Source organism: Pseudoalteromonas sp. CO109Y (assembly GCF_004208935.1).
GTDB classification, from domain to species: Bacteria; Pseudomonadota; Gammaproteobacteria; order Enterobacterales; family Alteromonadaceae; genus Pseudoalteromonas; species Pseudoalteromonas shioyasakiensis.
This window is the reverse complement of the sequence record NZ_SGPD01000030.1, coordinates 252,730-273,705: the sequence shown is the minus strand read 5'-3', so window position 1 is coordinate 273,705 and position 20,976 is coordinate 252,730. Positions and strand designations below refer to the sequence as shown.

The window sequence follows — 20,976 nt, the reverse complement described above, 5'->3', positions numbered from 1 at the left end:
AGGTTTTTTTGCTTTGTGACCAACGAGATATTTTTTACTTGAAGATTAAATTTACTGATTAAAAATACCATTAATTAAATTAACTGATCTATGCTGTACAACTGTTTATTGCCAGCAATAGAGAGTTCAACTTCATCATCAAGGCTCTTTCCAATCAATTGCTTACCTAACGGTGCTTCTCGGGTTACAACATAAATCGGTTGCTCTTTTACGGTGACCATTAGGCCACCAGCACTAGGGCCCATAAAAAACCACTTTGCGTTATCTTGCTCATCGATAAGACACACTAATGCACCTTCACGAACCTTATTAAACTCGCTCTCTTTAAACACTGTATTGAATGCTTGTATGTCACGGTAGCACTCATTAACTCGCTCAGCTTGCCCTTGCGCTAAGTATGCAGCCTCTAAACCCAAGGTATCGTATTGAGTTTCAGCGACACTTTCTTCGTGAGTTGCAGCGTCATGAGCCGCTTTTGCCGCTGCTTTGGCGTTTTGCAGTTGTGCCTCTAGCGCAAAGCGTAAATGTTCAATTACGTGTGTTTTATTCATATCAAAGCAGTTAAAACAGAAAAGCCGCTATTCTATGGAAAAATAGCGGCTGATGAAAGTAAGTTATAAAACTGACTTACGGCATATCCATATAGGCTTTGGTTTTATCATCCAGTGTTTGGGTGTAATTTTCTGAACTTAACCCCAATAACTGCGGCAAGGTAGCGGCGATACAAATCGATGAGAAGGTTCCCACCACAATGCCTGCAAATAACGCAATGGCAAAGCCCGTTAATGCAGCACCAGCAAGCAACCAAATACAGGCAATGGTCGCAAGTGTTGTGCCTGAGGTGATCAACGTTCGTGTTAAGGTAGAACCAATTGCATCGTTAATCACAACATGGGTATTAATGCGTTGATTGTCTGGCTGAATACGTAAAAGCTCTCTGACTCTATCGCCAACAATAATTGAGTCATTTAATGAATAGCCAATAATAGCCAGTAAACTCGCCAGCACAGTTAAATTAAACTCAAGCCCAAGTAAGGAAAACAAGCCCAGCACTAAAGTTAAATCATGTAACAGTGCAACCACTGAGCCTACCGCGAGTCGCCATTCAAAGCGCACTGCAAGATAAACCATAATGGCAATCAGCGCCGCAAATAAAGCTAAACAGCCCTGTTCAAAAAGCTCATCACCCACTTGTGAGCCTAAAAATGAGCTAGATAATACGCTATAGTCTACACCTTGCTCATTCAGCTCTGCTTGCCAAGTACTGGCTTTGCTAGCCTCTGGCGCTTCTCTTAAAACAAAGTGATACTCACCCGCTTTAGTGATGGTTAATTTGCTTGCAACCTCGGGGCTTAACTTTGCCTTTAAATCAGCAATTGTCGTGACTGACGTTGTGTTAATTTCACTGATGTAGCCACCTGTAAAATCAAGGCCAAAATTTAGTCCTTTTACAGATAAAACACCTAGGCTCGCGATGACTAAAACACAGCTTAGCACTAGCCCTAAAACGCGTGCTTTACTCGCTGTAGTTAATGTTGACCAGCTCATGCTTTAGCCCCCGTCAAATTAGTTAGTTTAATGTAGAGTGTTTGGCTAAGCGCTTTTGAAATATAAACGCCAGTAAAGACACTGGTTAATAGCCCAAGCGCTAACGTGATTGCAAAGCCTTTCACCGGCCCATAACCAATGGCGTATAAAATAATTGCCGTGATCATCGTAGTCACATTGGCATCAAAAATGGTCGTAAATGCTTGGTTATAGCCTTGTTCAATCGCTTGATATGTAGGCCTGCCTTTGCGTTTCTCTTCTTTTATTCGCTCAAAGATAATCACATTGGTATCAACAGCCATCCCTATCGTCAGAACAAGACCTGCAATGCCCGGTAAGGTCAGTACAACACCCGGCAATAACGACATTAAACCAACTAAAGCAGTTAAATTTAGTAGCAAAGCAATATTGGCAATCAGCCCTAAGCGACGATACCAAAGTGCCATAAATGCAAGGGTAATACCGATACCCAGCATTAACGCAGCTAAGCCATGCTCAATGTTTTCACTGCCTAAGCTTGGGCCTAAGGTTTGCTCTTGAACAATGGTCACTGGTGCTGTGAGCGACCCTGCACGTAGTAAAAGCGCTAAATCGTAGGCTGCTTGCGGGCTTTTCATATTAGTAATGCTAAAACGGGAACTTAAAAGCTGGGCAATGTTTGCCACATTGATCACTTCGCTTTTTTTCACAACGTCGCCATTCGCATCCCGCGAGTATTCAGAATAAACCGTGGCCATTGGTTTACCTATGTTGTGTTTCGAAAAAGCAGACATCGCATCGCCACCTTGCGAATCTAAACTAAGCTGAACTAAAGGCTTGCCCCATTCATCTTTGCCAACACTGGCATTATTAATGTGATCACCTGAAAAAATCGCAACAGGATTTAAATTTACAACGCCACCGCCTTGTACATTAAACGCTTTACCACCGACTTCGACGACCTGATAAAAATCGAGGGTCGCAGTTGCACCAATAATACGTTTCGCTTCTGATGGGTCCTGCACACCAGGTAACTCAATGCGAATGCGCTGCTTACCTTGTCGTTGCGTTACCGCCTCAGTGATACCAAGCTCTTCAATGCGACCACGCAGGGTTGTTAGGCTTTGCGCCATAACTTGTTTATTGAATTCGTTTTGGCTTTGCTCATTAAAATGCAGTAATACCGTGGTTAGGTTATTGGTTGTTGATTTAGTTTCCATCAGGCCTTTGAATTGACCTTGTAACGTTGAGACGAGCCCTGCAAGTTGCTCCTCGCCACTTGGTAAAATTTGTAGTTCAACCCCTTCTTTTACTTCACTTGCCCGGATCCCACGAATTTTGTCTTTACGAAGCGTCAATTTAGTTTGTTGATACACACTGTTTAAGTGCTCTTGCATTGCTTTATCTAGGTCAACATCAAGCACAAATAACACCCCACCATTTAAGTCGAGTCCCAATTTAATCGGTGAAAGACCCAGCTGCTGAAGCCATTGTGGGCTTGTCGCATGCTCAACAATTTTAGCCTCTAGCTGTGGGTATTGCGTTTTTATAAAACTCAACGCATTAGCACTTTGAGTCGGCTCAGCTAATAAAATAGCCAGTTGTGCTTGGCTATCATTGGCTTCAGTCACTTCAAAACCATGTTGGTTTAGTGACGTTGTCACACTTTGCAGCGTCACAGTTTGATCTGGCAAGCTAATGTGCAACCAAGATTTGTTAGGGTAAAGGTTAGGTAGTGCGCTAACCGCTAATAAAATACACGCCGCTATCATAGCGACATAACTCATTTTTAGACGACGCCATAGCGCCGGCTTAGATTTATGTGACATACATGACTTCCTTCCGGCATTGTCAGCCGGTAAAAATTTAATTCCAAAAAATAAAAAGTAACGAAGGAAGTCGTTTAGCTATGGTAGGTCGTATTGGCTTTGTACAAGAGATTAGCGTCTTTCCAGCCACTAATGCGGGATTTACGTTGAGTGGCTAACGCAAACCATGGGATCACACGTACAGCACCTGGCGGCGCTAAAAAGTGCTCTTTTCCCCAATCTTCAGCAAAGAATTCAATCAATAGCTCGTAATCAGGATCAACCTGACTATGATAAAGAAACAATGATGAATTACTGACAGTTAAACGCGGCACAAGGGTATCAAACCCCGATGGTTCTACCGGTTTAGGATGTTCAACTGTATGAGTTTGAGAAATAACTGGGGTTTTAGTCAGCTCGACTTGGAACAATTTAGTCGCAGCAAAGTGTGAGTGAGTGTCAGGCATAGCCATGCTCTGTGCACTAAAGAACACAGTAAATAGCAAGATAATGACTGAGAAAAACCGTAACAAGAACTGACCAATAAATTAAGTAGATACCGTGGATATAATGAGGGTAAAAAAATAAAACACAAGGTTTTACTTAAATAAAAGTACCTAAAATAAAGCGGGCCTAATTAGGCCCGCTTAGTCATTTAACTTTGTTAAACTTCTAATGATGACATATCGATAACAAAGCGTGAGGCCATATCACCTTGCTTTAATTTATCAAAAGCGTCATTAATTTGATCCATTTTGATCATTTCAACTTCAGGTAAAATATTATGTAACGCACAGAAATCGAGGATTTCTTGAGTTTGTGTAATACCGCCAATCAATGAGCCTGCAACACGGCGACGCCCCATTAATAATGGCACTGAGTTAGTCTCTTCAAGTTCACCTACTTGACCAACCAATACTTGCGTACCATCAATATCTAAAAGCGGAATATACGGCGTAAAGTCGTGTTTTACCGGAATGGTATTAATGATCACATCAAATTGATTTGCATGCGCTTGCATGGCATCTTCATCGCTCGATACCAATAAATCTTTTGCGCCATAAGATAAAACCTGTTGTTTTTTCTTATCACTGCGGCTGATTGCCGTAACATGTGCACCCATTGCTGCTGCGATTTTAATTGCCATGTGGCCTAAACCACCTAAACCAATCACACCAACACGGCTGCCTGGACCCACATTCCACGTACGTAGTGGCGAATAGGTTGTGATACCCGCACATAAAATTGGTGCACATTTAGCAAGGTCTAAGCCTTCAGGCACACTTAGTACAAACTCTTCACGCACCACAATGTGTTTTGAATAACCACCTTGAGTGAGTTCACCACTAATGCGGTCTTGTCCTGAGTAAGTTCCTACCATACCTTCGCGACAAAACTGCTCTTCACCGTTATGACACTGGTCACAGCTTAAACAGCTATCAACCATACAACCCACAGCAACATTATCGCCCACTTTATATTTAGTAACGCCGCTGCCTACTTCAAGGACGCGACCAACGATTTCATGGCCTGGTACCACTGGGTACTGAGTCCAGCCCCAGTCGTTTTCTGCGGTGTGTAGGTCTGAATGGCACACGCCACAATATAGAATTTCAATTGATACATCTTCATCACGAAGTGCACGGCGTTCAAAATGATACGGCTCTAATGGTTTTTCAGAATCATGTGCTGCATAACCGACGGTTTTCATGCTTACTCCTTAATTTTCTTCGTGTTTAACTCATGCATTTAACTAATTTGTTAAAGCACTGGTGTATACTGCATTTAGTATAGAGGTAAACTTACAAATTACACTTGCCTAAAACACGAAAGCTTTTGCCTATTTTTATCAAATTGATTTTAAGAGACCCCCATGCGTGGAATGAGCCGCAAAGAACAGGTGACGAGATCGCCTGATGCAATGAACCTATCACAAAGCATCAAAACACTCTGGCCCTATTTAATGAGCTTTAAAGGCCGAGTCATATTAGCCATCTTAGCGCTTATTGCTGCAAAAGGCGCCACATTGCTGATGCCTTGGACACTAAAAGAAATAATTGACGCGGTTGATGCGAGTATCAACCCGCTATTAAGCGTTCCTATTGCCTTGCTCATCGCTTATGGTTTGCTGCGCTTTGCCAGTGTATTTTTTGGTGAAGTACGCGATGCGTTATTTGGCCGTGTTACTGAGCACGCAATGCGCCATATTGGCTTAAAAGTATTTAAACACTTGCATAGTTTAGAGCTTGCTTTTCACCTTGATAGACAAACAGGTGGTATCAGTCGCGATATAGAACGTGGCACAAGTGGCCTCAGCTTTTTAATGCGCTTTTTAATGTTTAACATCGTACCTACCCTATTTGAAATAATCACAGTAGCCATTATTTTTGCAACCTTGTTTTCACCTTGGTTTGCACTGGTCACATTAATTGCGGTTGCTAGTTACATTGCTTTTACTGTGATTGTAACTCAGTGGCGTAACCGATTTATTCGTGAAGCAAATGCTGCCGATAACAACTCAAACACCCGTGCAATCGACAGCTTACTAAATTACGAAACCGTTAAGTACTTCAATAATGAACACTATGAAGCGAGCACCTACGACGGCTTTTTAGCTAAATGGGAGCAAGCAAGGCTTAAAAATCGTTTATCGTTACTGGCGCTTAATTCAGGGCAAGCACTTATTATAGCCGCAGCTATTACAGCGCTAATGTGGCTAGGTGCCAGCTCAGTGATCAATAAAGAGCTGACAATAGGTGAGCTTGTGATGATTAATGCTTACATGATCCAGCTATTTTTACCGCTTAACTTTTTAGGCTTTGTTTATCGTGAGATACGCCGTGCGCTGACTGACCTTGAAAACATGCTCGGGCTGTTAAATCGAAAAGCCGCCATTAGCGATGACAAAGATGCAAAACCATTAAAAGCAACCAAAGCAGCTATTCGATTTGAAAATGTGTCGTTTAGTTACGACAAACAACGGCCAATTTTAAATAACTTAAGCTTTGAGGTTACTTCTGGCAGCAAAGTGGCGATTGTGGGTGCCAGTGGCGCAGGTAAAAGCACTCTAAGCCGCCTGCTCTACCGTTTTTATGATGTTGATGCAGGTAATATTTATATCGATGAGCAAGCAATCAACACAGTGACACTTGAAAGTTTGCGCCAAGCAATTGCCATCGTACCGCAGGATACCGTGCTATTTAATACCAGCATTCGCGAAAACATCGCCTACGGAAATCCAACAGCAAGCGAAGATGAAATTGATAAAGCCATAAGCCTTGCCCATTTAGATGGATTTATTGCCAGCCTAGATAAAGGCGATAAAACCCTTGTTGGTGAGCGCGGTTTAAAAGTATCAGGCGGTGAAAAACAACGCATTGCAATTGCCAGAGCCATTTTAAAAGGTTCACCCATTTTATTATTTGATGAGGCAACATCGGCGCTAGATTCGCATTCAGAACAAGCCATTCTCAGCGCGATGCGTGAAGTCGCACAAAGACATACCAGCTTAGTCATTGCGCATCGTTTATCAACAGTTACTGACGCTGACAAAATTATTGTTATGAAACAAGGACAGGTTGTTGAACAAGGTCAACACCAACAATTGCTTGCAGCAAATGGTGAATACGCACGAATGTGGCAGTTACAGCAAAGCGATGAATAAACACTGTTAACTAGTAGGTTAAATGATTAGAATAACCGCTTTATTTTTATCTATAACAAAAAGGCAACACGCAGATGGGCAGAGCTTATCAAAACAAAAAAGACTCAATGGCAAAAACTGCGGGTGCAAAAACCAAAGTTTATTCAAAGTACGGAAAAGAAATTTATATCTGCGCTAAGAATGGTGGTGTTGATCCCGATGGCAACTTAGCGCTTCGTCGCTTAATTGAGCGTGCTAAAAAAGACCAAGTACCTACGCATGTAATTGAGCGTGCAATCGATAAAGCCAAAGGCGGTGGCGGCGAAGATTACGTAGCAACTCGCTATGAAGGTTACGGCCCGGGTAACTGTATGATCATTGTTGACTGTTTAACCGACAACAACAAACGTACCTTTGCTGACGTACGTGTTTGTTTTACAAAAGCGAATGCAAAAATTGGTGCGCAAAACTCAGTATCACACTTATTTGATCACCTCGCTATTTTTGTATTTGATGGTGATGATGACGAGGCAGTTTTAGAAGCACTAATGATGGCTGATGTTGATGTAACAGATGTAGAAGTTGAAGACGGTAAAGTGACTGTATTCGCTCCACATACTGAGTACAACAATACCCGTACAGCACTTGAAGAAATGGGAATTACTGATTTCCTCGAAGATCTAATTGCTTTTGTGCCGCAAGTAGAAGCACCCATTGAAGGTGAAGACGTTGAAGTCATGGAGCGCTTTTTAGCCATGCTAGAAGACTGTGACGACGTACAAAACGTTTACCACAACGCACAGTTTTAATTAAAAAGGCCAACCAAGTTGGCCTTTTACCTTTTAGCCCAAAGGAATCAACATTGAATACCCTCGAAGAGTTAAAAGCCGGTTCTCTACTAGGTTGTACACGGCTTCAGCTTGTTGCAGAACTAACTGAATTGCCAAAAGAAATTTATACCCTAGCCGATACGTTAGAAATCCTCGATTTATCTAATAATCAGCTAAGTGATTTACCTGACGATTTTTACAAATTAAAAAATCTCAAACGGCTGTTTTTATCATTTAATCAGTTTAAACATATTCCAGACGTGCTAAGACAATGCCCAAACTTAATCATGGTGGCATTTAAAGGTAATCAAATTACTGAATTTAAAGCGCACTGTTTACCAACGAAGATTGAATGGCTGATCTTAACTGATAATCAAATTCCTGCTTTACCTGATACATTTGGTGAGTACAGCAAGCTTAAAAAGCTCGCACTGGCAGGTAACCAGTTAACTCATTTGCCAGTTTCAATGGCTGATTGTAAAGAGCTTGAGCTAATACGTTTAAGTGCCAATAAGCTTACAAAAGTTGAAGATTGGCTTTTATCTTTACCGAAACTTGCTTGGCTTGCCTTCTCTGGTAACGAGTTAAATCGCTCAACTAGCTTACACTGTGAGCAGTTTAGCAAAATCGCACTGAATGAAATCGATATTAAAAAGCAGATTGGCCAAGGCGCATCTGGGGTTATTCATTTGGCCAATTGGCATCAACAGCCTGTTGCCCTTAAGTTATTTAAAGGCGAGATCACCAGTGATGGCTATCCACTTGATGAGCTAAATTGCTGTTTAAAAGCCAGTGAGCATCCAAATCTCATAAAAGCATTGGGCTATGTCGATGAAGAGTCACAACTCGGTTTAGTGATGGAGCTTATCAGTAAAGAGTTTACGAATCTTGGTTTGCCACCTTCCCTTGCAACTTGTACACGAGACACATTCGAAGACAACTGCCAGTACGCGCCAGAAATGGTACTAAAAATTGTCAAGCAAATGGCAAGTACCCTCGCACATTTGCATCAAAAACAAGTAAGCCATGGTGACATTTATGCCCATAACAGCATGATCAATTCACATGGCGACTTATTGTTTGGTGACTTTGGTGCTGCAACTGACTTATCAATGCTGACGCCTAATCAACAGCAGCTATTAGAAGGCATTGAAGTACGTGCCCTTGGTTATTTTATCGATGATTTACTGACTATAGTGAGTGAAGAAAACGACATTACCAAAATGCTTGCTGACATAGCTCAAGAGTGCTTAGCATTCAACTCAGACAAACGCCCTCGCTTTTCTGAGCTAGTTTCGCGATTATGAGTGTAGTTAATTATAAATAAAGCCTCAGTGAGGCTTTATTTTTGCTTTTTAAACGGAAACACCTGTTGCTTTAACATCCCTTCGGGCATGTAATCGCCAACCACACCATATTTATCGGGCCACTCTGCTTGACCTTTTACAGCAGTACCAAATAGATAATCTAAAAAAGAAAAATGCGCAGCATAGTTACGGTCAATGGCCGCTTTATCAGATGAATGATGCCAATGATGAAACTGAGGCGTAACCAGTACGTACTTTAACCATCCAAATTTCACCCGAACATTTGCGTGGTTAAACACGGCCTGAAAGCCAACAATAATGACATAGAGGCTAATAACATCCGATGGAAAGCCGAGCACAAAAATAGGCGTGAGTACTAAGCTGCGCGTCACGAGTATTTCTAAAATATGCTGACGAGAGCCTGCAAGCCAATCCATTTCTTTTGCACTGTGATGCACGGCATGAAAACGCCAAAGTAGTGGCACTTCATGATAAGCCCTATGCACAAAATATTGCATTAAATCAGCCACTAAAATGATTAAAAATAGCTGCAGTAAAAATGGCAGTTGAATAATAAAGCCTTGCACTGTATCAGACACAGCCCAGCCAAATGCGTGATGTACGAACTGATTGGTTGCCAGCAACACAAAACCAATAATTAAGTGATTAACAAAGAAATGATTTAAATCACCTTGCCACTCAGATCGGAGAATTTTTTGCTCTTTACGGTGCGGCAGTAGCTTCTCAATTAGAATAAAAATCAGTGTGGAGCCAAGTAAGTCAAGAATGAACCAATCAAGCCCCAAGTAAGGCGTATTATCTTTAAAGTCGCCCACTTCAACATTTGGACCGCCAAATGCAATTGCCACAACTATAAATACCCAAGCCGTTGCACCGAGCCGTTTATTAGTGTTACGAACAAAGTTCAACAACCCTAAACTGCCTGAAATAATTAATGCCACAAACATTAGCTGACGTAAAAACTCAACACTGTAGTTTTGCCTGAGCTCTGGGGTCGTTAAGTACTCTGGAAAATGAAAGGCTAACACCCCTAAACAGGATAAAACCGCTAAGAAGCAAGCAATATAACCGCTAATATTGCCTTCACCCACTTGAAACTGCTCAGCCCTAAATAGCCGATGATAAAGACGAGCCATGATATAAAAATCCATTTATCAATTTTTTGCAGCATAACACAGAAGAATTTAGGAACAAATGTACGCTGAGCCATCACGAAAATGTGTAAATTACAAATTAATAGCGAAGAACTGTCTAATATTATTGAACATCCATATCCTTATGAAACGAAATAGGCTTATAAAAGAATAAGCCTTTAACTATTACTGAAATGCTTTATCAAACTTATCTTGATCAAGGTATTTATCAAATGCACCTAAAGCATTACCCACACTTGGCTCAGCCATTAACTCTTGCATTGCAACTTCACCGACAATACCGAATGCATTTTCCATTGCTCCCTGACCGCCGACTTCTATCGCCGCCTTAGCTTGCTTTGGACAGTCTTCAGTTAATAAACGCGTAACTAACGCACCAACATAGCGATTAGTGTCATCCATATCTTGCTCTGTAACGTTCGCGAAAGGCTTAATTATACTATGCGTCGACATACCCAGATAAATCCACTTAGCGAGATTTTTCCGCTCTTTGCCATTTAGTGAATCAGTTAAACACACTGCAAGTTGCTGAGCTTCTTCTGATGCTGAAGCATAACTAGGCAGTAACGACATTACAAAGAGTGAAGTAGTTAATAAGATTTTTTTCATTATCTTTCCTTGAAAACAATTACGCACAATAAAGTAATGTGAATCCAAATAAATTTCCAGCAAAAACCAAAAAAGCCACGATTAACGTGGCTTTGTTGGATAAAGCTTAAACTTTTACTGTTCTATTATAAGAACTGACCTAGCGCTTTAACTTGGTCTAACATGCGGTTTGAGAAACCCCACTCGTTATCGTACCAAGCCATCACTTTAACAAGCTTACCATCTACTTTAGTTTGGGTAGAATCGAAGATTGAAGACGCAGGGTTGTGGTTAAAGTCGATAGAAACAAGTGGTAGTTCGTTGTATTCAAGAATACCTTGCATTGCACCTTCTGATGCTGCTTTAACGACTTCGTTGATTTCTGCTGCAGTTGTTTCACGCTTAGCAACAAACGTTAAGTCTACTAAAGAAACGTTGATTGTTGGTACACGTACTGCCATGCCGTCAAGTTTACCCGCAAGTTCAGGAAGTACTAGGCCAACCGCTTTAGCTGCACCTGTTTTCGTTGGGATCATTGACTGAGTTGCGCTACGTGCACGGTATAAGTCTGGGTGATAAACGTCAGATAAGTTTTGATCGTTTGTGTAAGCATGAATTGTTGTCATGCTACCTTGCTCGATACCTACAGTATCGTTGATTGCTTTTGCAATTGGCGCTAGACAGTTTGTTGTACACGATGCGTTTGAAATGATGTTGCTGTCAGCGTTTAATACTTCGCTGTTAACACCATGAACAACTGTTGCATCCATGTCCGTGCCAGGCGCAGAAACGATTACTTTTTTAGCACCCGCTTCAATGTGTTTAGCCGCTGCGTCACGTGAAGTGAATAAACCAGTACATTCTAAAACGATATCTACGTTTAGTGCTTTCCAAGGAAGGTTTGCTGGATCACGCTCTTGTGTAAGGGTAATTTCATCATTACCAATTAGCATGGTGTTTTCAGCAAGTGTTACTTTTTGAGAAAATTGACCGTGTACTGAGTCAAATTGAGTTAAATGCGCGTTAACATTTGCTGGTGCTAAATCGTTGATTGCAACGATTTTGATTTCGTTGTTTTGAGCTGACTCATAAAGGGCACGTAATACGTTACGACCGATACGTCCATAGCCATTAATTGCAACATTAATCATTCTAATATCTCCCGTTAATTATTTTACTTCACTTGCTTGGCGAGCAAGCGCTTCAATGGCTTGCCAGTCTTTGTTTTCAATAAGTTGTTTATCTAACATCCAAGTACCACCTACACAGATTACGTTTTTAAGTGCCAGGTAGTTAGGTGCTGTTTCAAGGCTAATGCCGCCTGTAGGGCAAAAAGTTACTTGTGGTAAAGGGCCACCAATTGATTTCAGCATTGCTGTGCCTCCTGCTGCTTCTGCAGGAAAGAACTTTAAGAACTTAAAGCCATGGCTTGCTAATTTCATTACTTCACTTGGTGTTGCTGCACCTGGTAAAAATGGAATATCAGTGTCTTTAGCCAGTGCTAATAATTCGTCGTTTACACCTGGGCTAACCATGAAGTCAGCACCGGCTTCAACAGATGCATTAAATGTTGCTTTATCAACCACAGTGCCTGTGCCAACGTATGCTTCTGGTACGGCTTCTTTCATTAGCTTTACAGCTTCTGCCGCAATCGGCGTACGTAAAGTAATTTCTAGTGCTTTTAAGCCACCGTTATAAAGCGCACGTGCAAGGGGTGCTGCATCTTCAAGTTTTTCGATAACAACAACCGGTACCACAGGTGCCGATGATAAAATTTTCTCAATGCTCATTGTTTGTTCCTCATAGCCCAGTAACGGCGTATTATTATTCTAAACCAAAGGCACTTGCGCCTAGGTCTGCACTACTTACTATATTTCTGAAACCTGCGAATAACTCTCGGCCTGTACCATATGTTTGGCTTGGTTGGCTAAGTTGTAGTTCACGTTTTGCTAATTCTTCATCGCTTACGTGTACTTTCAATACACCCGCTGGTGCATCAAGCGTCACTAAATCACCTTCGTGAATTTTTGCGATTACACCACCTTCAACCGCTTCTGGTGCTAAGTGGATTGCAGCAGGAACTTTACCTGATGCACCCGACATACGGCCGTCAGTCACAATCGCCACTTTGTAGCCTTGGTCTTGTAGTGTTGCCATTACTGGCGTTAATTTGTGAAGCTCAGGCATGCCTTTCGCTTTTGGACCTTGCTCTTTAATTACAGCAATAAAGTCTGTGTTTAATTCACCACGGCTATACGCTTCTTGTAACTCTCCTTGAGAGCTAAATACTTTAGCTGGCGCAGAAACAACTTGATGTGACTCAGCCACTGCAGATACTTTAATAACAGCTTTACCAAGGTTACCTGTAAGAAGCTGTAAACCACCCTGCTTGCTAAACGGGTTATCAATCGGACGTAACACTTCTTCATCGTGTGATTTTTCTGGACACGCTACCCATTTAACTTTGCTTGGGCCAGTGCTGTTAGTCATGATCACTGATGAATCTTTATCAAGCATTGGCTCTGTGGTGTATGCTTCTAAGCCATCACCCACAATCGTTTTCACGTCGTTATGTAAGTAACCTTTGCTTAGTAGTTGCTTCATTAAGAAGCCCATACCGCCGGCAGCTTGGAAGTGGTTCACATCTGCTGAGCCGTTCGGGTAAATACGTGTAAGAAGTGGCACAACTTCTGATAAGTCAGCCATGTCTTTCCAAGTAAGGATTACACCCGCTGCTTTCGCGATAGCTACTAGGTGGATTGCGTGGTTTGTTGAGCCGCCTGTTGATAACAAGCCAACTAAACCATTAATAATTGTTTTTTCACTTACTACGTCTGCAAGGCAGTTAGCATCTTTTGTTTCGATTAACTGCTTTAACATAGTTTCTACAGCGTGACCTGTTAAACCATCACGTAGTTCTGTGTAAGGGTTAATGAAAGAGCTACCTGGTAAATGTAGGCCCATGATTTCCATTAACATTTGATTCGAGTTTGCCGTACCGTAGAAAGTACAAGTGCCGGCACTGTGATACGATGCGCTTTCTGCTTCTAAAAGCTCTTCGCGGCTTACTAAGCCTTGTGCAAATTTTTGACGAACACGGGCTTTTTCTTTATTCGGGATACCCGATTGCATTGGACCGGCTGGTAAGAAATACGTTGGTAAATGACCAAATGATAAGGCACCAATTAAAAGTCCTGGGACAATCTTGTCACACACACCTAAACAAAAAACACCGTCGAACACGTCATGCGATAAAGATACCGCAGTAGACATTGCAATCACGTCACGCGAGAACAATGAAAGCTCCATGCCATCACGGCCTTGTGTAACACCGTCACACATAGCAGGTACACCACCAGCAACCTGTGCTGTAGCATCAAACTTAGTGGCAAGGCTTTTGATGATTTCTGGATAGTCTTTGTAAGGAACATGCGCAGAAAGCATGTCGTTATAAGCGTTGATGATAGCTAGATTTGGTTGCTCGTCTGATTTTAAGCGAGCTTTGTCATCGCTGCTACAAGCAGCCATAACGTGTGCAATATTACCACAGCCTAAACCAGCACGAACTCTTGTTTGTTTTTTTGCGTGCGCGATTCGCTCTAAATAAGCTTGGCGGGTCTCTTTACTGCGTTCGATAACGCGTTCGGTGACTTCTTGGATACGAGGATGCAACATATAAATTCGACTCATCTCTATAGTTAGAGGATAAAGGCTCAGTAACAATTACAGACTCCACGAAAATAATTGTACTGAGCAACTTTGATTTACCCGTTCAAAGGTACGCTGACAGGCTGTCTCTCACAACCAACCTGACACCGGTGTCACTGTATTAACTCATGACTGTGACACCGGTGTCAACCTTATCTGTTAAATTTAGTTTAATTTTTTTAAATGACCAAATAATGAACAATTTTATTTTAATAGAATATGAGTAGAATTCATGTAAAGCACCACTATCAAAGGTGTATGCATAAGAAAGGTTTTGTTCTGAGCTTTATTTAAAAACAGCAACTTAGATCATAAAAATGCAATTTTTAGATTGAAAATAAAAAAGCCCGAGAACGCGTCACTCATTCTCGGGCTACTGTGAAAAAACAAGATGAAATTTATTTAATTGCTGCTGTCGACTCTCGAGTAATGAGTTTTGCTTCAAGGGTTACTTGATAAGGCGACTCTTGTGGATCCCCAATATGAGTGATCAATTGCTTAACTGCTTGCTGCGTCATTTCTTCAACCGGTTGTGCAATGGTCGTTAACCCTGGCCAGATATGACGTGCAATTGGTGCGTTATCAAACCCAGCAATAGAAATATCATCTGGCACTCTTAACTGCATTTGTGTAGCAAGCTTTAATACTGCTGCTGCCATGTAGTCATTTGAAGCAAATACCGCTGTTGGGCGAGGGTTTAAATCTAAAATTGTACGGGCACTATCAACACCAGAGTGATAACTGAAGTTACCTTCTTCAACTAAGCGTTCATCAAACTCAATACCATTTGACGCAAGCGCTCTTCGATAACCTTTAAAACGCTGCTCTGTCGCACTGTGATCAGGGTGACCTTTAATGAAGGCGATTTCTTTATGACCCAGCTTAATAAGATGCTCTGTTATTTCAAAAGCACCCTGCTCGTCGTTACTTCTTACCGAAATAGAGTCGTCTTCAAGTACCGCAGATGCGACGCGAGCATACGGGATCTTTTTCGACTTTAAAAAGCTTACAAGTTCAGGGAAATCTGAAAATGGTGGGGTAAGTACAATGCCGTCTAAACGAGAGGTTTGAATTAATTGCTCAATATTACTAATTAATTCTTCGCCGCGTAATTCACATGGGTGGATCAATAAATTGTAGTTAAGCTCATGACACGCCGCTAAAGCACCGGTTTGCACACGGGTAATATAGCTTTTACTCGGATTGTCGTACAAGCAACCAATAATAAAACTACGGTTTTGTGCCAAACCACGAGCGATTGGGTTTGGTGTGTAATCAAGCTCTTTAAATACTTTGAGTACTTTTTCGCGCGTTGCATCACTCACGTTAGGCTCATTGTTGAGCACGCGAGACACTGTTTTTTTCGATACACCGGCATAGCTGGCGACACTGTTGATGGTTACTTTCTTCATCCGCTCTACATCCAACTGCTAATTACGCGTTACTTTTAACATGTATACACGCAGCAGCACCAATGAATGGAATGTTGTCTTGTGTTACAAGCGTAACGGGGATCTGTGAAGTATATTGCGACATAATGCCTTTGTCTGCAAAACGCTCAACAAATCGACTAGATAATAGACGTTGTTGCATGCGAGGTAAAATACCACCACCAATAAATACGCCACCTAATGCGCCAAATGTCAGGGCTAAGTCCCCTGCTACGCTGCCAATCCAATCACAAAATTGATTAAGTGTTGCATCACAGACTTCACACTGACCAGTGGTTGCAAGCTCGCTAATTTGTGCAGCATCTAGATTCTTTGCTTCAACACCTTTTACCGCTGCCATAGCACGGTATAAATGCGCGATACCTGGGCCCGAGAATACTGTTTCAACAGATACATGATTTAACTGCTTTTTAAGCTCAGTGATTAACTGGCGGTCTAACTCTGTCACTGCCGCAAGGGTAATGTGCCCTGCTTCGCAGCTAAGTACAGCGCTACCCTGTGATGTGCGAACTAAACACGCAGCACCGAAACCTGTACCTGGCCCCATAACTGCGATATTCGCATTTTCATCAGCCTGGCCTGCTTTAACAGCCATATTTTGCGAATCATCTAAATAAGGCGCCGCATAAGCAAATGCTGCAAAGTCGTTGATTACTTCAAGTTGCTCAAATGAAAACTCTGCTTTTAAATCTGCAACGTTAAAGTGCCAGCCAAGGTTTGTTAAGTGAACTTGGCCTGCTTTAATCGGGCCAGCTACTGCTAAACATGCGCGGCTTGGCTTAGGAAACGAAATCTGGCTGAAGTACTGGTTAATCGCACTTTCTAAAGAGCCAAAATCTGCACTTGGAAAAGTTAAATTGTGCTCGATAACAAACTGGTTAGTTTGTGCATTAAAGTCAGTGATTAAAGCGAAACGAGCGTTAGTGCCGCCGATATCGGCAACAAGAATAGGAGCGAATTCTGTAGTTGTCTGTGTGTTCATGATGTTTTCTCTATTTGTCTAAGCTAGTTGCCGCTTATTTTTCTAGTTTTCAATGGCAAAGCCACTGTGTCTGCTAAACTTTGGGTCATTGCCTCAAAGAAGCTATCTTTTGTATTAAAAAAATGCTGCCCAAATGAATGGGCAGCCAAATACGTTTTGACAACAAAATGATAAAACAGTGATATTATGACACCGGTGTCAGATTGGGATCAATAAAAATTTTCATTATTTGTGCATGCATACGTATTTATTGATAAAACCTGCGTATTAAGTATCGAAAAAGCATTTATATACGCATAAAAAATGCCTAGCTGTGTACAGAACAGCCACACACACGCCACTTGTCACAAATAGCTTGAAAAAAATATTAAATAGCCGAAAATGGCAATTACTACTTCTGTTATTTGGTAACCATATGAAAGGTAAGGCGACATCTTTTGACATTGCACATTATGCGGGTGTGTCGCAGTCAACCGTGTCTCGCGCGCTGCGAAATAGCCCTTTGGTCAACGAAGAAACGCGTCGACGTGTTCATGAGGTAGCAAAACAGCTCAACTATAAAGTTGATAAAAATGCCAGTAATTTAAGAACTCAACAAAGTAGTACCCTCGCCCTGTTATTATTTGAAGATCCCACTTCGGATGAATCACAAATAAACCCTTTCTTTTTGGCGATGCTGGGCAGTATTACAAGAGCTTGTGCAAAAGAAGGCTACGACTTACTGGTATCGTTTCAGTCGAGCAGCTCTGATTGGCAAGCCGATTACGAAGACAGCCACCGTGCAGATGGCTTAATACTGCTTGGTTATGGTGATTACCTCGATTATCAACCTAAATTTAAAACCTTAATAGACCAACATACTAAGTTTGTCTGCTGGGGTGCCAGCGTAGACAACCGCCCAGACTTAACGGTCAGCTGCGATAACTACGGCGGTGGTAAATTAGCAGCTGAGCATTTACTTGCAACCGGTAGAACCGATTGTGCATTTATTGGTGATGCTTCTGATCATAGCCCTGAATTTTTTGCTCGCTACCAAGGTTTTAAAGATGCTTTCTTAGCCAAAGGCGTGGCTTTAAACGAACGTAAAATGGCAAATGCGATTTCAACTGAAGAGTCAGGCTATCACGCGACTCGTTCCCTCATAGCAAATAACATTCGCTTTAACTCATTGTTTGCCGCCAGTGACCTTATTGCTATTGGTGCTATTCGTGCCTTGAAAGAAGCGAAAATCAAGGTTCCTGATGATGTACACGTTGTTGGCTTTGATAACATTGCTGTTGCTAGCTTTGTAAACCCTCCACTTACCACTGTTCAGCAAGACACCACCCTCGCCGGGCAAATGTTGGTCGATAACCTGCTCAAACTCATTCGTGGTGAAGATGTAGAGAATACCCTTTTACCACCGCGTTTAATTATTCGCGGTTCGAGTGTTTAATTTTTAGCGATAACAGCCTTGTTATCGCCTACTCCCGACCCAATCAAAAACTTATTGCATTAAAATTAGTTTTTTTTCGATTTACCCAAGACTATTACTTCGAAAAAGCAGATAATTACGCCTATTATGTTGAAAACGCTTATCTGGCATACAAAGCTTAGATAACAACGCGCACAAAGGTGGAATTTTTTAATGGAAATTAAAGTTAATTTTCTCGACAACCTCAGACTTGAAGCCAAGTTTGATGATTTCTCTGTCATTGCAGACCAACCTATTCGCTATAAGGGTGATGGCACTGCACCAAGTCCATTCGATTACTTCTTAGCATCTTCTGCATTGTGTGCGGCTTACTTTATTAAAGTGTATTGTAATTCACGCGATATCCCGACAGATGGTATCCGTGTTGCGCAAAACAATATCGTTGATCCAGAAGACCGCTATAACCAAATTTTTCAAATTCAGGTTGAGTTACCAGAAAGCCTTTCTGAGAAAGACCGCACGGGTATTTTACGTTCTGTTGAGCGTTGTACAGTAAAACGTGTTATTCAAACTGGCCCAGAATTTAAAATCGATACTGTTGAAAGCATCGAAGCAGACGCGCAAGCAATGTTGATGGCAAAACCAGGTGATGACAGTAATACCTTTATTTTAGGAAAAGACTTACCCCTTGAAGAAACCATCGCAAATATGACGGCCATCCTTGAAGAGTTAGGGATGAAAATCGAAATATCTTCTTGGCGTAATATTGTGCCAAATGTATGGTCACTTCATATTCGTGATGCAGCCTCACCTATGTGTTTTACCAATGGTAAAGGTGCAACCAAAGAAAGCGCGCTATGCTCAGCTTTGGGCGAGTTTATTGAGCGCTTAAACTGTAACTTCTTCTATAACGATCAGTTCTTAGGCGAAGACATTGCCAATAGCGAGTTTGTTCATTACCCAAATGAAAAGTGGTTTGCTCTGACTGATGATGACTCTCTACCTGAGGGCATATTAGATGACTATACCCGTGAAATTTATAATCCAGATGGTGAGCTATGTGGCTCACACTTAATCGATACTAACTCTGGTAATAAAGAACGTGGTATTTGCTCTATTCCTTATGTTCGCCAGTCTGACGGTGAAACAGTTTACTTCCCGTCAAACCTAATTGAAAACTTATTCTTAAGTAATGGTATGAGTGCTGGTAACAACTTTGCCGAAGCAAAAGTACAGTGTTTATCTGAAATTTTTGAGCGTGCAGTTAAGCGCCAAATCATTGAGCAAGAAATTGTTTTACCAGACGTACCAGAGGACGTTTTAAACAAATACCCAGGTATTGTTGCGGGTATTAATGGTCTTGAAGAACAAGGTTTCCCTGTCGTAGTAAAAGATGCCTCGCTAGGTGGTCAGTTCCCAGTGATGTGCGTAACACTCATGAACCCTAAAACAGGCGGTGTATTTGCTTCTTTTGGTGCGCACCCAAGCTTTGAAGTTGCTTTAGAGCGCAGCTTAACTGAGTTATTACAAGGCAGAAGCTTCGAAGGCTTAAACGATGTACCTAAGCCAACGTTCAATAGTATGGCAGTTTCTGAACCGGAAAACTTTGTAGAGCACTTCATTGATTCAACGGGCGTGATCTCATGGCGCTTCTTCAGCGCTAAGCACGATTATGAGTTTGTCGAGTGGGATTTCTCTGGTAGCAATGAGGAAGAGACAGCGAGCTTATTCGGTATTTTAGAAAGCTTAGGTAAAGAAGCTTACATTGCTGAGTTCTCAGATCTTGGTACCGCATGTCGTATTTTAGTGCCTGATTACTCAGAAGTGTATCCTGTGGAAGACTTGATTTGGGACAATACCAATAAAGCACTTAATTTCCGCGAAGATATCTTAAACCTACATCGTTTATCAGAAGATCAACTTGCTGATTTAGTTGAGCGCCTAGAAGAAAGTGAACTAGATAACTACATTGACATCATCACATTAATCGGTATTGAGTTTGATGAAAACACAGTATGGGGTCAGTTAACGATTCTAGAGCTGAAGCTACTTATTTACTTAGCACTTGGTGATTTAGAAGCAGCAATGGAGCTTGTTGAAGCATTCTTACAGTATAACGACAATACCATTGTTGAACGCGGCCTATTCTACCAAGCAATGCATGCAACGTTAGAAGTTGCACTCAGCGATGACCTTGAGATTGAAGATTACATTCACAGCTTCACCCGTATGTTTGGTCAAGAAACGATGGATGCAGTCGTTGGCTCAATCAACGGCGATGTAATGTTCTATGGTTTAACAGAAACCAGCATGAAACTTGAGGGCTTAGACAGGCACCTTCGTTTAATCGAAAGCTACAAAAAGCTACACACTGCTCGCGCTAAAAAAGCAGGATTATAATCAGGTAAATCGAGCTGTAAGCAACCAACTTACAGCTCCATCCCTTTGTTTATTAGGTAAATTAATTAATACCTCAATAAAACACTTAGATTTTTATGTATTTGCACTGTAAGCCCCCTACCTTGTCCAGTTCTGTTTAAACT

General features: G+C 41.6%; 17 protein-coding genes. 5 read left to right on the top strand and 12 right to left on the bottom strand.

Annotation, left to right across the window (positions count from 1 at the left end):
* Positions 1-74 precede the first annotated feature (74 nt).
* From EXT43_RS13125 to EXT43_RS13105, 5 genes are all read right to left on the bottom strand, one after another.
* Complete coding sequence (locus EXT43_RS13125; protein WP_062564500.1) at positions 75-551, bottom strand: transcription elongation factor GreAB; 477 nt, start codon at positions 549-551, stop codon at positions 75-77.
* Between the two features lie 76 nt (positions 552-627).
* Positions 628-1,548 carry a protein translocase subunit SecF gene (secF, locus tag EXT43_RS13120; protein WP_130167164.1) on the bottom strand — a complete coding sequence of 307 codons (921 nt, stop codon included), beginning with the start codon at positions 1,546-1,548 and terminating at the stop codon, positions 628-630.
* Positions 1,545-3,356 (bottom strand): protein translocase subunit SecD, encoded by a 1,812-nt coding sequence (gene secD / locus EXT43_RS13115; protein ID WP_130167163.1) that lies wholly within the window; start codon positions 3,354-3,356, stop codon positions 1,545-1,547. Before secD ends, secF begins: the two co-directional genes overlap by 4 nt.
* Positions 3,357-3,430: 74 nt before the next feature.
* Entirely contained in the window at positions 3,431-3,802 is a 372-nt protein-coding gene (locus EXT43_RS13110; protein ID WP_130167162.1) for a hypothetical protein, read from the bottom strand.
* 197 nt (positions 3,803-3,999) lie between these two features.
* Positions 4,000-5,046 (bottom strand): NAD(P)-dependent alcohol dehydrogenase, encoded by a 1,047-nt coding sequence (locus tag EXT43_RS13105; RefSeq protein WP_130167161.1) that lies wholly within the window; start codon positions 5,044-5,046, stop codon positions 4,000-4,002.
* 171 nt (positions 5,047-5,217) lie between these two features.
* On the opposite strand from EXT43_RS13105, the gene EXT43_RS13100 reads away from it, so the two are divergent.
* The 3 genes from EXT43_RS13100 to EXT43_RS13090 all read left to right on the top strand — a co-directional run bounded on the left by EXT43_RS13100 (position 5,218) and on the right by EXT43_RS13090 (position 9,115).
* Positions 5,218-6,999, top strand: coding sequence for an ABC transporter ATP-binding protein/permease (locus EXT43_RS13100; RefSeq protein ID WP_240701503.1), 1,782 nt, complete (start codon positions 5,218-5,220; stop codon positions 6,997-6,999).
* Between the two features lie 74 nt (positions 7,000-7,073).
* The gene (locus EXT43_RS13095; RefSeq protein ID WP_062564505.1) at positions 7,074-7,787 is read left to right on the top strand and encodes a YebC/PmpR family DNA-binding transcriptional regulator; all 714 of its coding nucleotides are present in this window, start codon (positions 7,074-7,076) and stop codon (positions 7,785-7,787) included.
* Positions 7,788-7,840: 53 nt separating this feature from the next.
* Positions 7,841-9,115: a protein kinase gene (locus tag EXT43_RS13090; protein ID WP_130167160.1), complete on the top strand. Its 1,275-nt coding sequence runs from the start codon at positions 7,841-7,843 to the stop codon at positions 9,113-9,115.
* A 35-nt stretch (positions 9,116-9,150) separates the two neighbouring features.
* Here the strand turns inward: EXT43_RS13090 and EXT43_RS13085 are convergent, their stop codons facing one another.
* The 7 genes from EXT43_RS13085 to glk all read right to left on the bottom strand — a co-directional run bounded on the left by EXT43_RS13085 (position 9,151) and on the right by glk (position 17,019).
* The gene (locus tag EXT43_RS13085; protein WP_130167159.1) at positions 9,151-10,272 is read right to left on the bottom strand and encodes a sterol desaturase family protein; all 1,122 of its coding nucleotides are present in this window, start codon (positions 10,270-10,272) and stop codon (positions 9,151-9,153) included.
* Between the two features lie 183 nt (positions 10,273-10,455).
* Positions 10,456-10,899 carry a hypothetical protein gene (locus EXT43_RS13080; protein ID WP_062564507.1) on the bottom strand — a complete coding sequence of 148 codons (444 nt, stop codon included), beginning with the start codon at positions 10,897-10,899 and terminating at the stop codon, positions 10,456-10,458.
* A 125-nt stretch (positions 10,900-11,024) separates the two neighbouring features.
* A complete protein-coding gene (gap, locus tag EXT43_RS13075; protein WP_054551438.1) occupies positions 11,025-12,029 on the bottom strand; it encodes a type I glyceraldehyde-3-phosphate dehydrogenase in 1,005 nt (334 codons plus the stop codon).
* A gap of 18 nt (positions 12,030-12,047) precedes the next feature.
* Positions 12,048-12,668: a bifunctional 4-hydroxy-2-oxoglutarate aldolase/2-dehydro-3-deoxy-phosphogluconate aldolase gene (locus EXT43_RS13070; protein ID WP_054551439.1), complete on the bottom strand. Its 621-nt coding sequence runs from the start codon at positions 12,666-12,668 to the stop codon at positions 12,048-12,050.
* 34 nt (positions 12,669-12,702) lie between these two features.
* Positions 12,703-14,553 (bottom strand): phosphogluconate dehydratase, encoded by a 1,851-nt coding sequence (gene edd / locus EXT43_RS13065; RefSeq protein ID WP_062564509.1) that lies wholly within the window; start codon positions 14,551-14,553, stop codon positions 12,703-12,705.
* Between the two features lie 431 nt (positions 14,554-14,984).
* Positions 14,985-15,998, bottom strand: coding sequence for a LacI family DNA-binding transcriptional regulator (locus tag EXT43_RS13060; RefSeq protein ID WP_054561637.1), 1,014 nt, complete (start codon positions 15,996-15,998; stop codon positions 14,985-14,987).
* Positions 15,999-16,020: 22 nt separating this feature from the next.
* A complete protein-coding gene (glk, locus tag EXT43_RS13055) occupies positions 16,021-17,019 on the bottom strand; it encodes a glucokinase (RefSeq protein WP_062564510.1) in 999 nt (332 codons plus the stop codon).
* Positions 17,020-17,434: 415 nt separating this feature from the next.
* On the opposite strand from glk, the gene EXT43_RS13050 reads away from it, so the two are divergent.
* Together EXT43_RS13050 and EXT43_RS13045 are read left to right on the top strand one after the other, a co-directional pair.
* A complete protein-coding gene (locus EXT43_RS13050; RefSeq protein WP_055198756.1) occupies positions 17,435-18,454 on the top strand; it encodes a LacI family DNA-binding transcriptional regulator in 1,020 nt (339 codons plus the stop codon).
* Positions 18,455-18,646: 192 nt separating this feature from the next.
* Entirely contained in the window at positions 18,647-20,833 is a 2,187-nt protein-coding gene (locus EXT43_RS13045; RefSeq protein ID WP_062564511.1) for an OsmC domain/YcaO domain-containing protein, read from the top strand.
* The last annotated feature ends 143 nt before the right edge of the window (positions 20,834-20,976 follow it).

Excerpts from the sequence above, each read along its gene's own strand:
- EXT43_RS13060 (WP_054561637.1), bottom strand. The coding sequence starts at position 15,998 with ATGAAGAAAGTAACCATCAACAGTGTCGCCAGCTATGCCGGTGTATCG.
- EXT43_RS13080 (WP_062564507.1), bottom strand. The coding sequence starts at position 10,899 with ATGAAAAAAATCTTATTAACTACTTCACTCTTTGTAATGTCGTTACTG.
- EXT43_RS13085 (WP_130167159.1), bottom strand. The coding sequence starts at position 10,272 with ATGGCTCGTCTTTATCATCGGCTATTTAGGGCTGAGCAGTTTCAAGTG.
- EXT43_RS13100 (WP_240701503.1), top strand. The coding sequence starts at position 5,218 with ATGAGCCGCAAAGAACAGGTGACGAGATCGCCTGATGCAATGAACCTA.
- edd (WP_062564509.1), bottom strand. The coding sequence starts at position 14,553 with ATGTTGCATCCTCGTATCCAAGAAGTCACCGAACGCGTTATCGAACGC.
- secF (WP_130167164.1), bottom strand. The coding sequence starts at position 1,548 with ATGAGCTGGTCAACATTAACTACAGCGAGTAAAGCACGCGTTTTAGGG.
- EXT43_RS13050 (WP_055198756.1), top strand. The coding sequence starts at position 17,435 with ATGAAAGGTAAGGCGACATCTTTTGACATTGCACATTATGCGGGTGTG.
- EXT43_RS13045 (WP_062564511.1), top strand. The coding sequence starts at position 18,647 with ATGGAAATTAAAGTTAATTTTCTCGACAACCTCAGACTTGAAGCCAAG.
- gap (WP_054551438.1), bottom strand. The coding sequence starts at position 12,029 with ATGATTAATGTTGCAATTAATGGCTATGGACGTATCGGTCGTAACGTA.
- secD (WP_130167163.1), bottom strand. The coding sequence starts at position 3,356 with ATGTCACATAAATCTAAGCCGGCGCTATGGCGTCGTCTAAAAATGAGT.
- EXT43_RS13095 (WP_062564505.1), top strand. The coding sequence starts at position 7,074 with ATGGGCAGAGCTTATCAAAACAAAAAAGACTCAATGGCAAAAACTGCG.
- EXT43_RS13070 (WP_054551439.1), bottom strand. The coding sequence starts at position 12,668 with ATGAGCATTGAGAAAATTTTATCATCGGCACCTGTGGTACCGGTTGTT.
- glk (WP_062564510.1), bottom strand. The coding sequence starts at position 17,019 with ATGAACACACAGACAACTACAGAATTCGCTCCTATTCTTGTTGCCGAT.
- EXT43_RS13110 (WP_130167162.1), bottom strand. The coding sequence starts at position 3,802 with ATGCCTGACACTCACTCACACTTTGCTGCGACTAAATTGTTCCAAGTC.
- EXT43_RS13105 (WP_130167161.1), bottom strand. The coding sequence starts at position 5,046 with ATGAAAACCGTCGGTTATGCAGCACATGATTCTGAAAAACCATTAGAG.
- EXT43_RS13125 (WP_062564500.1), bottom strand. The coding sequence starts at position 551 with ATGAATAAAACACACGTAATTGAACATTTACGCTTTGCGCTAGAGGCA.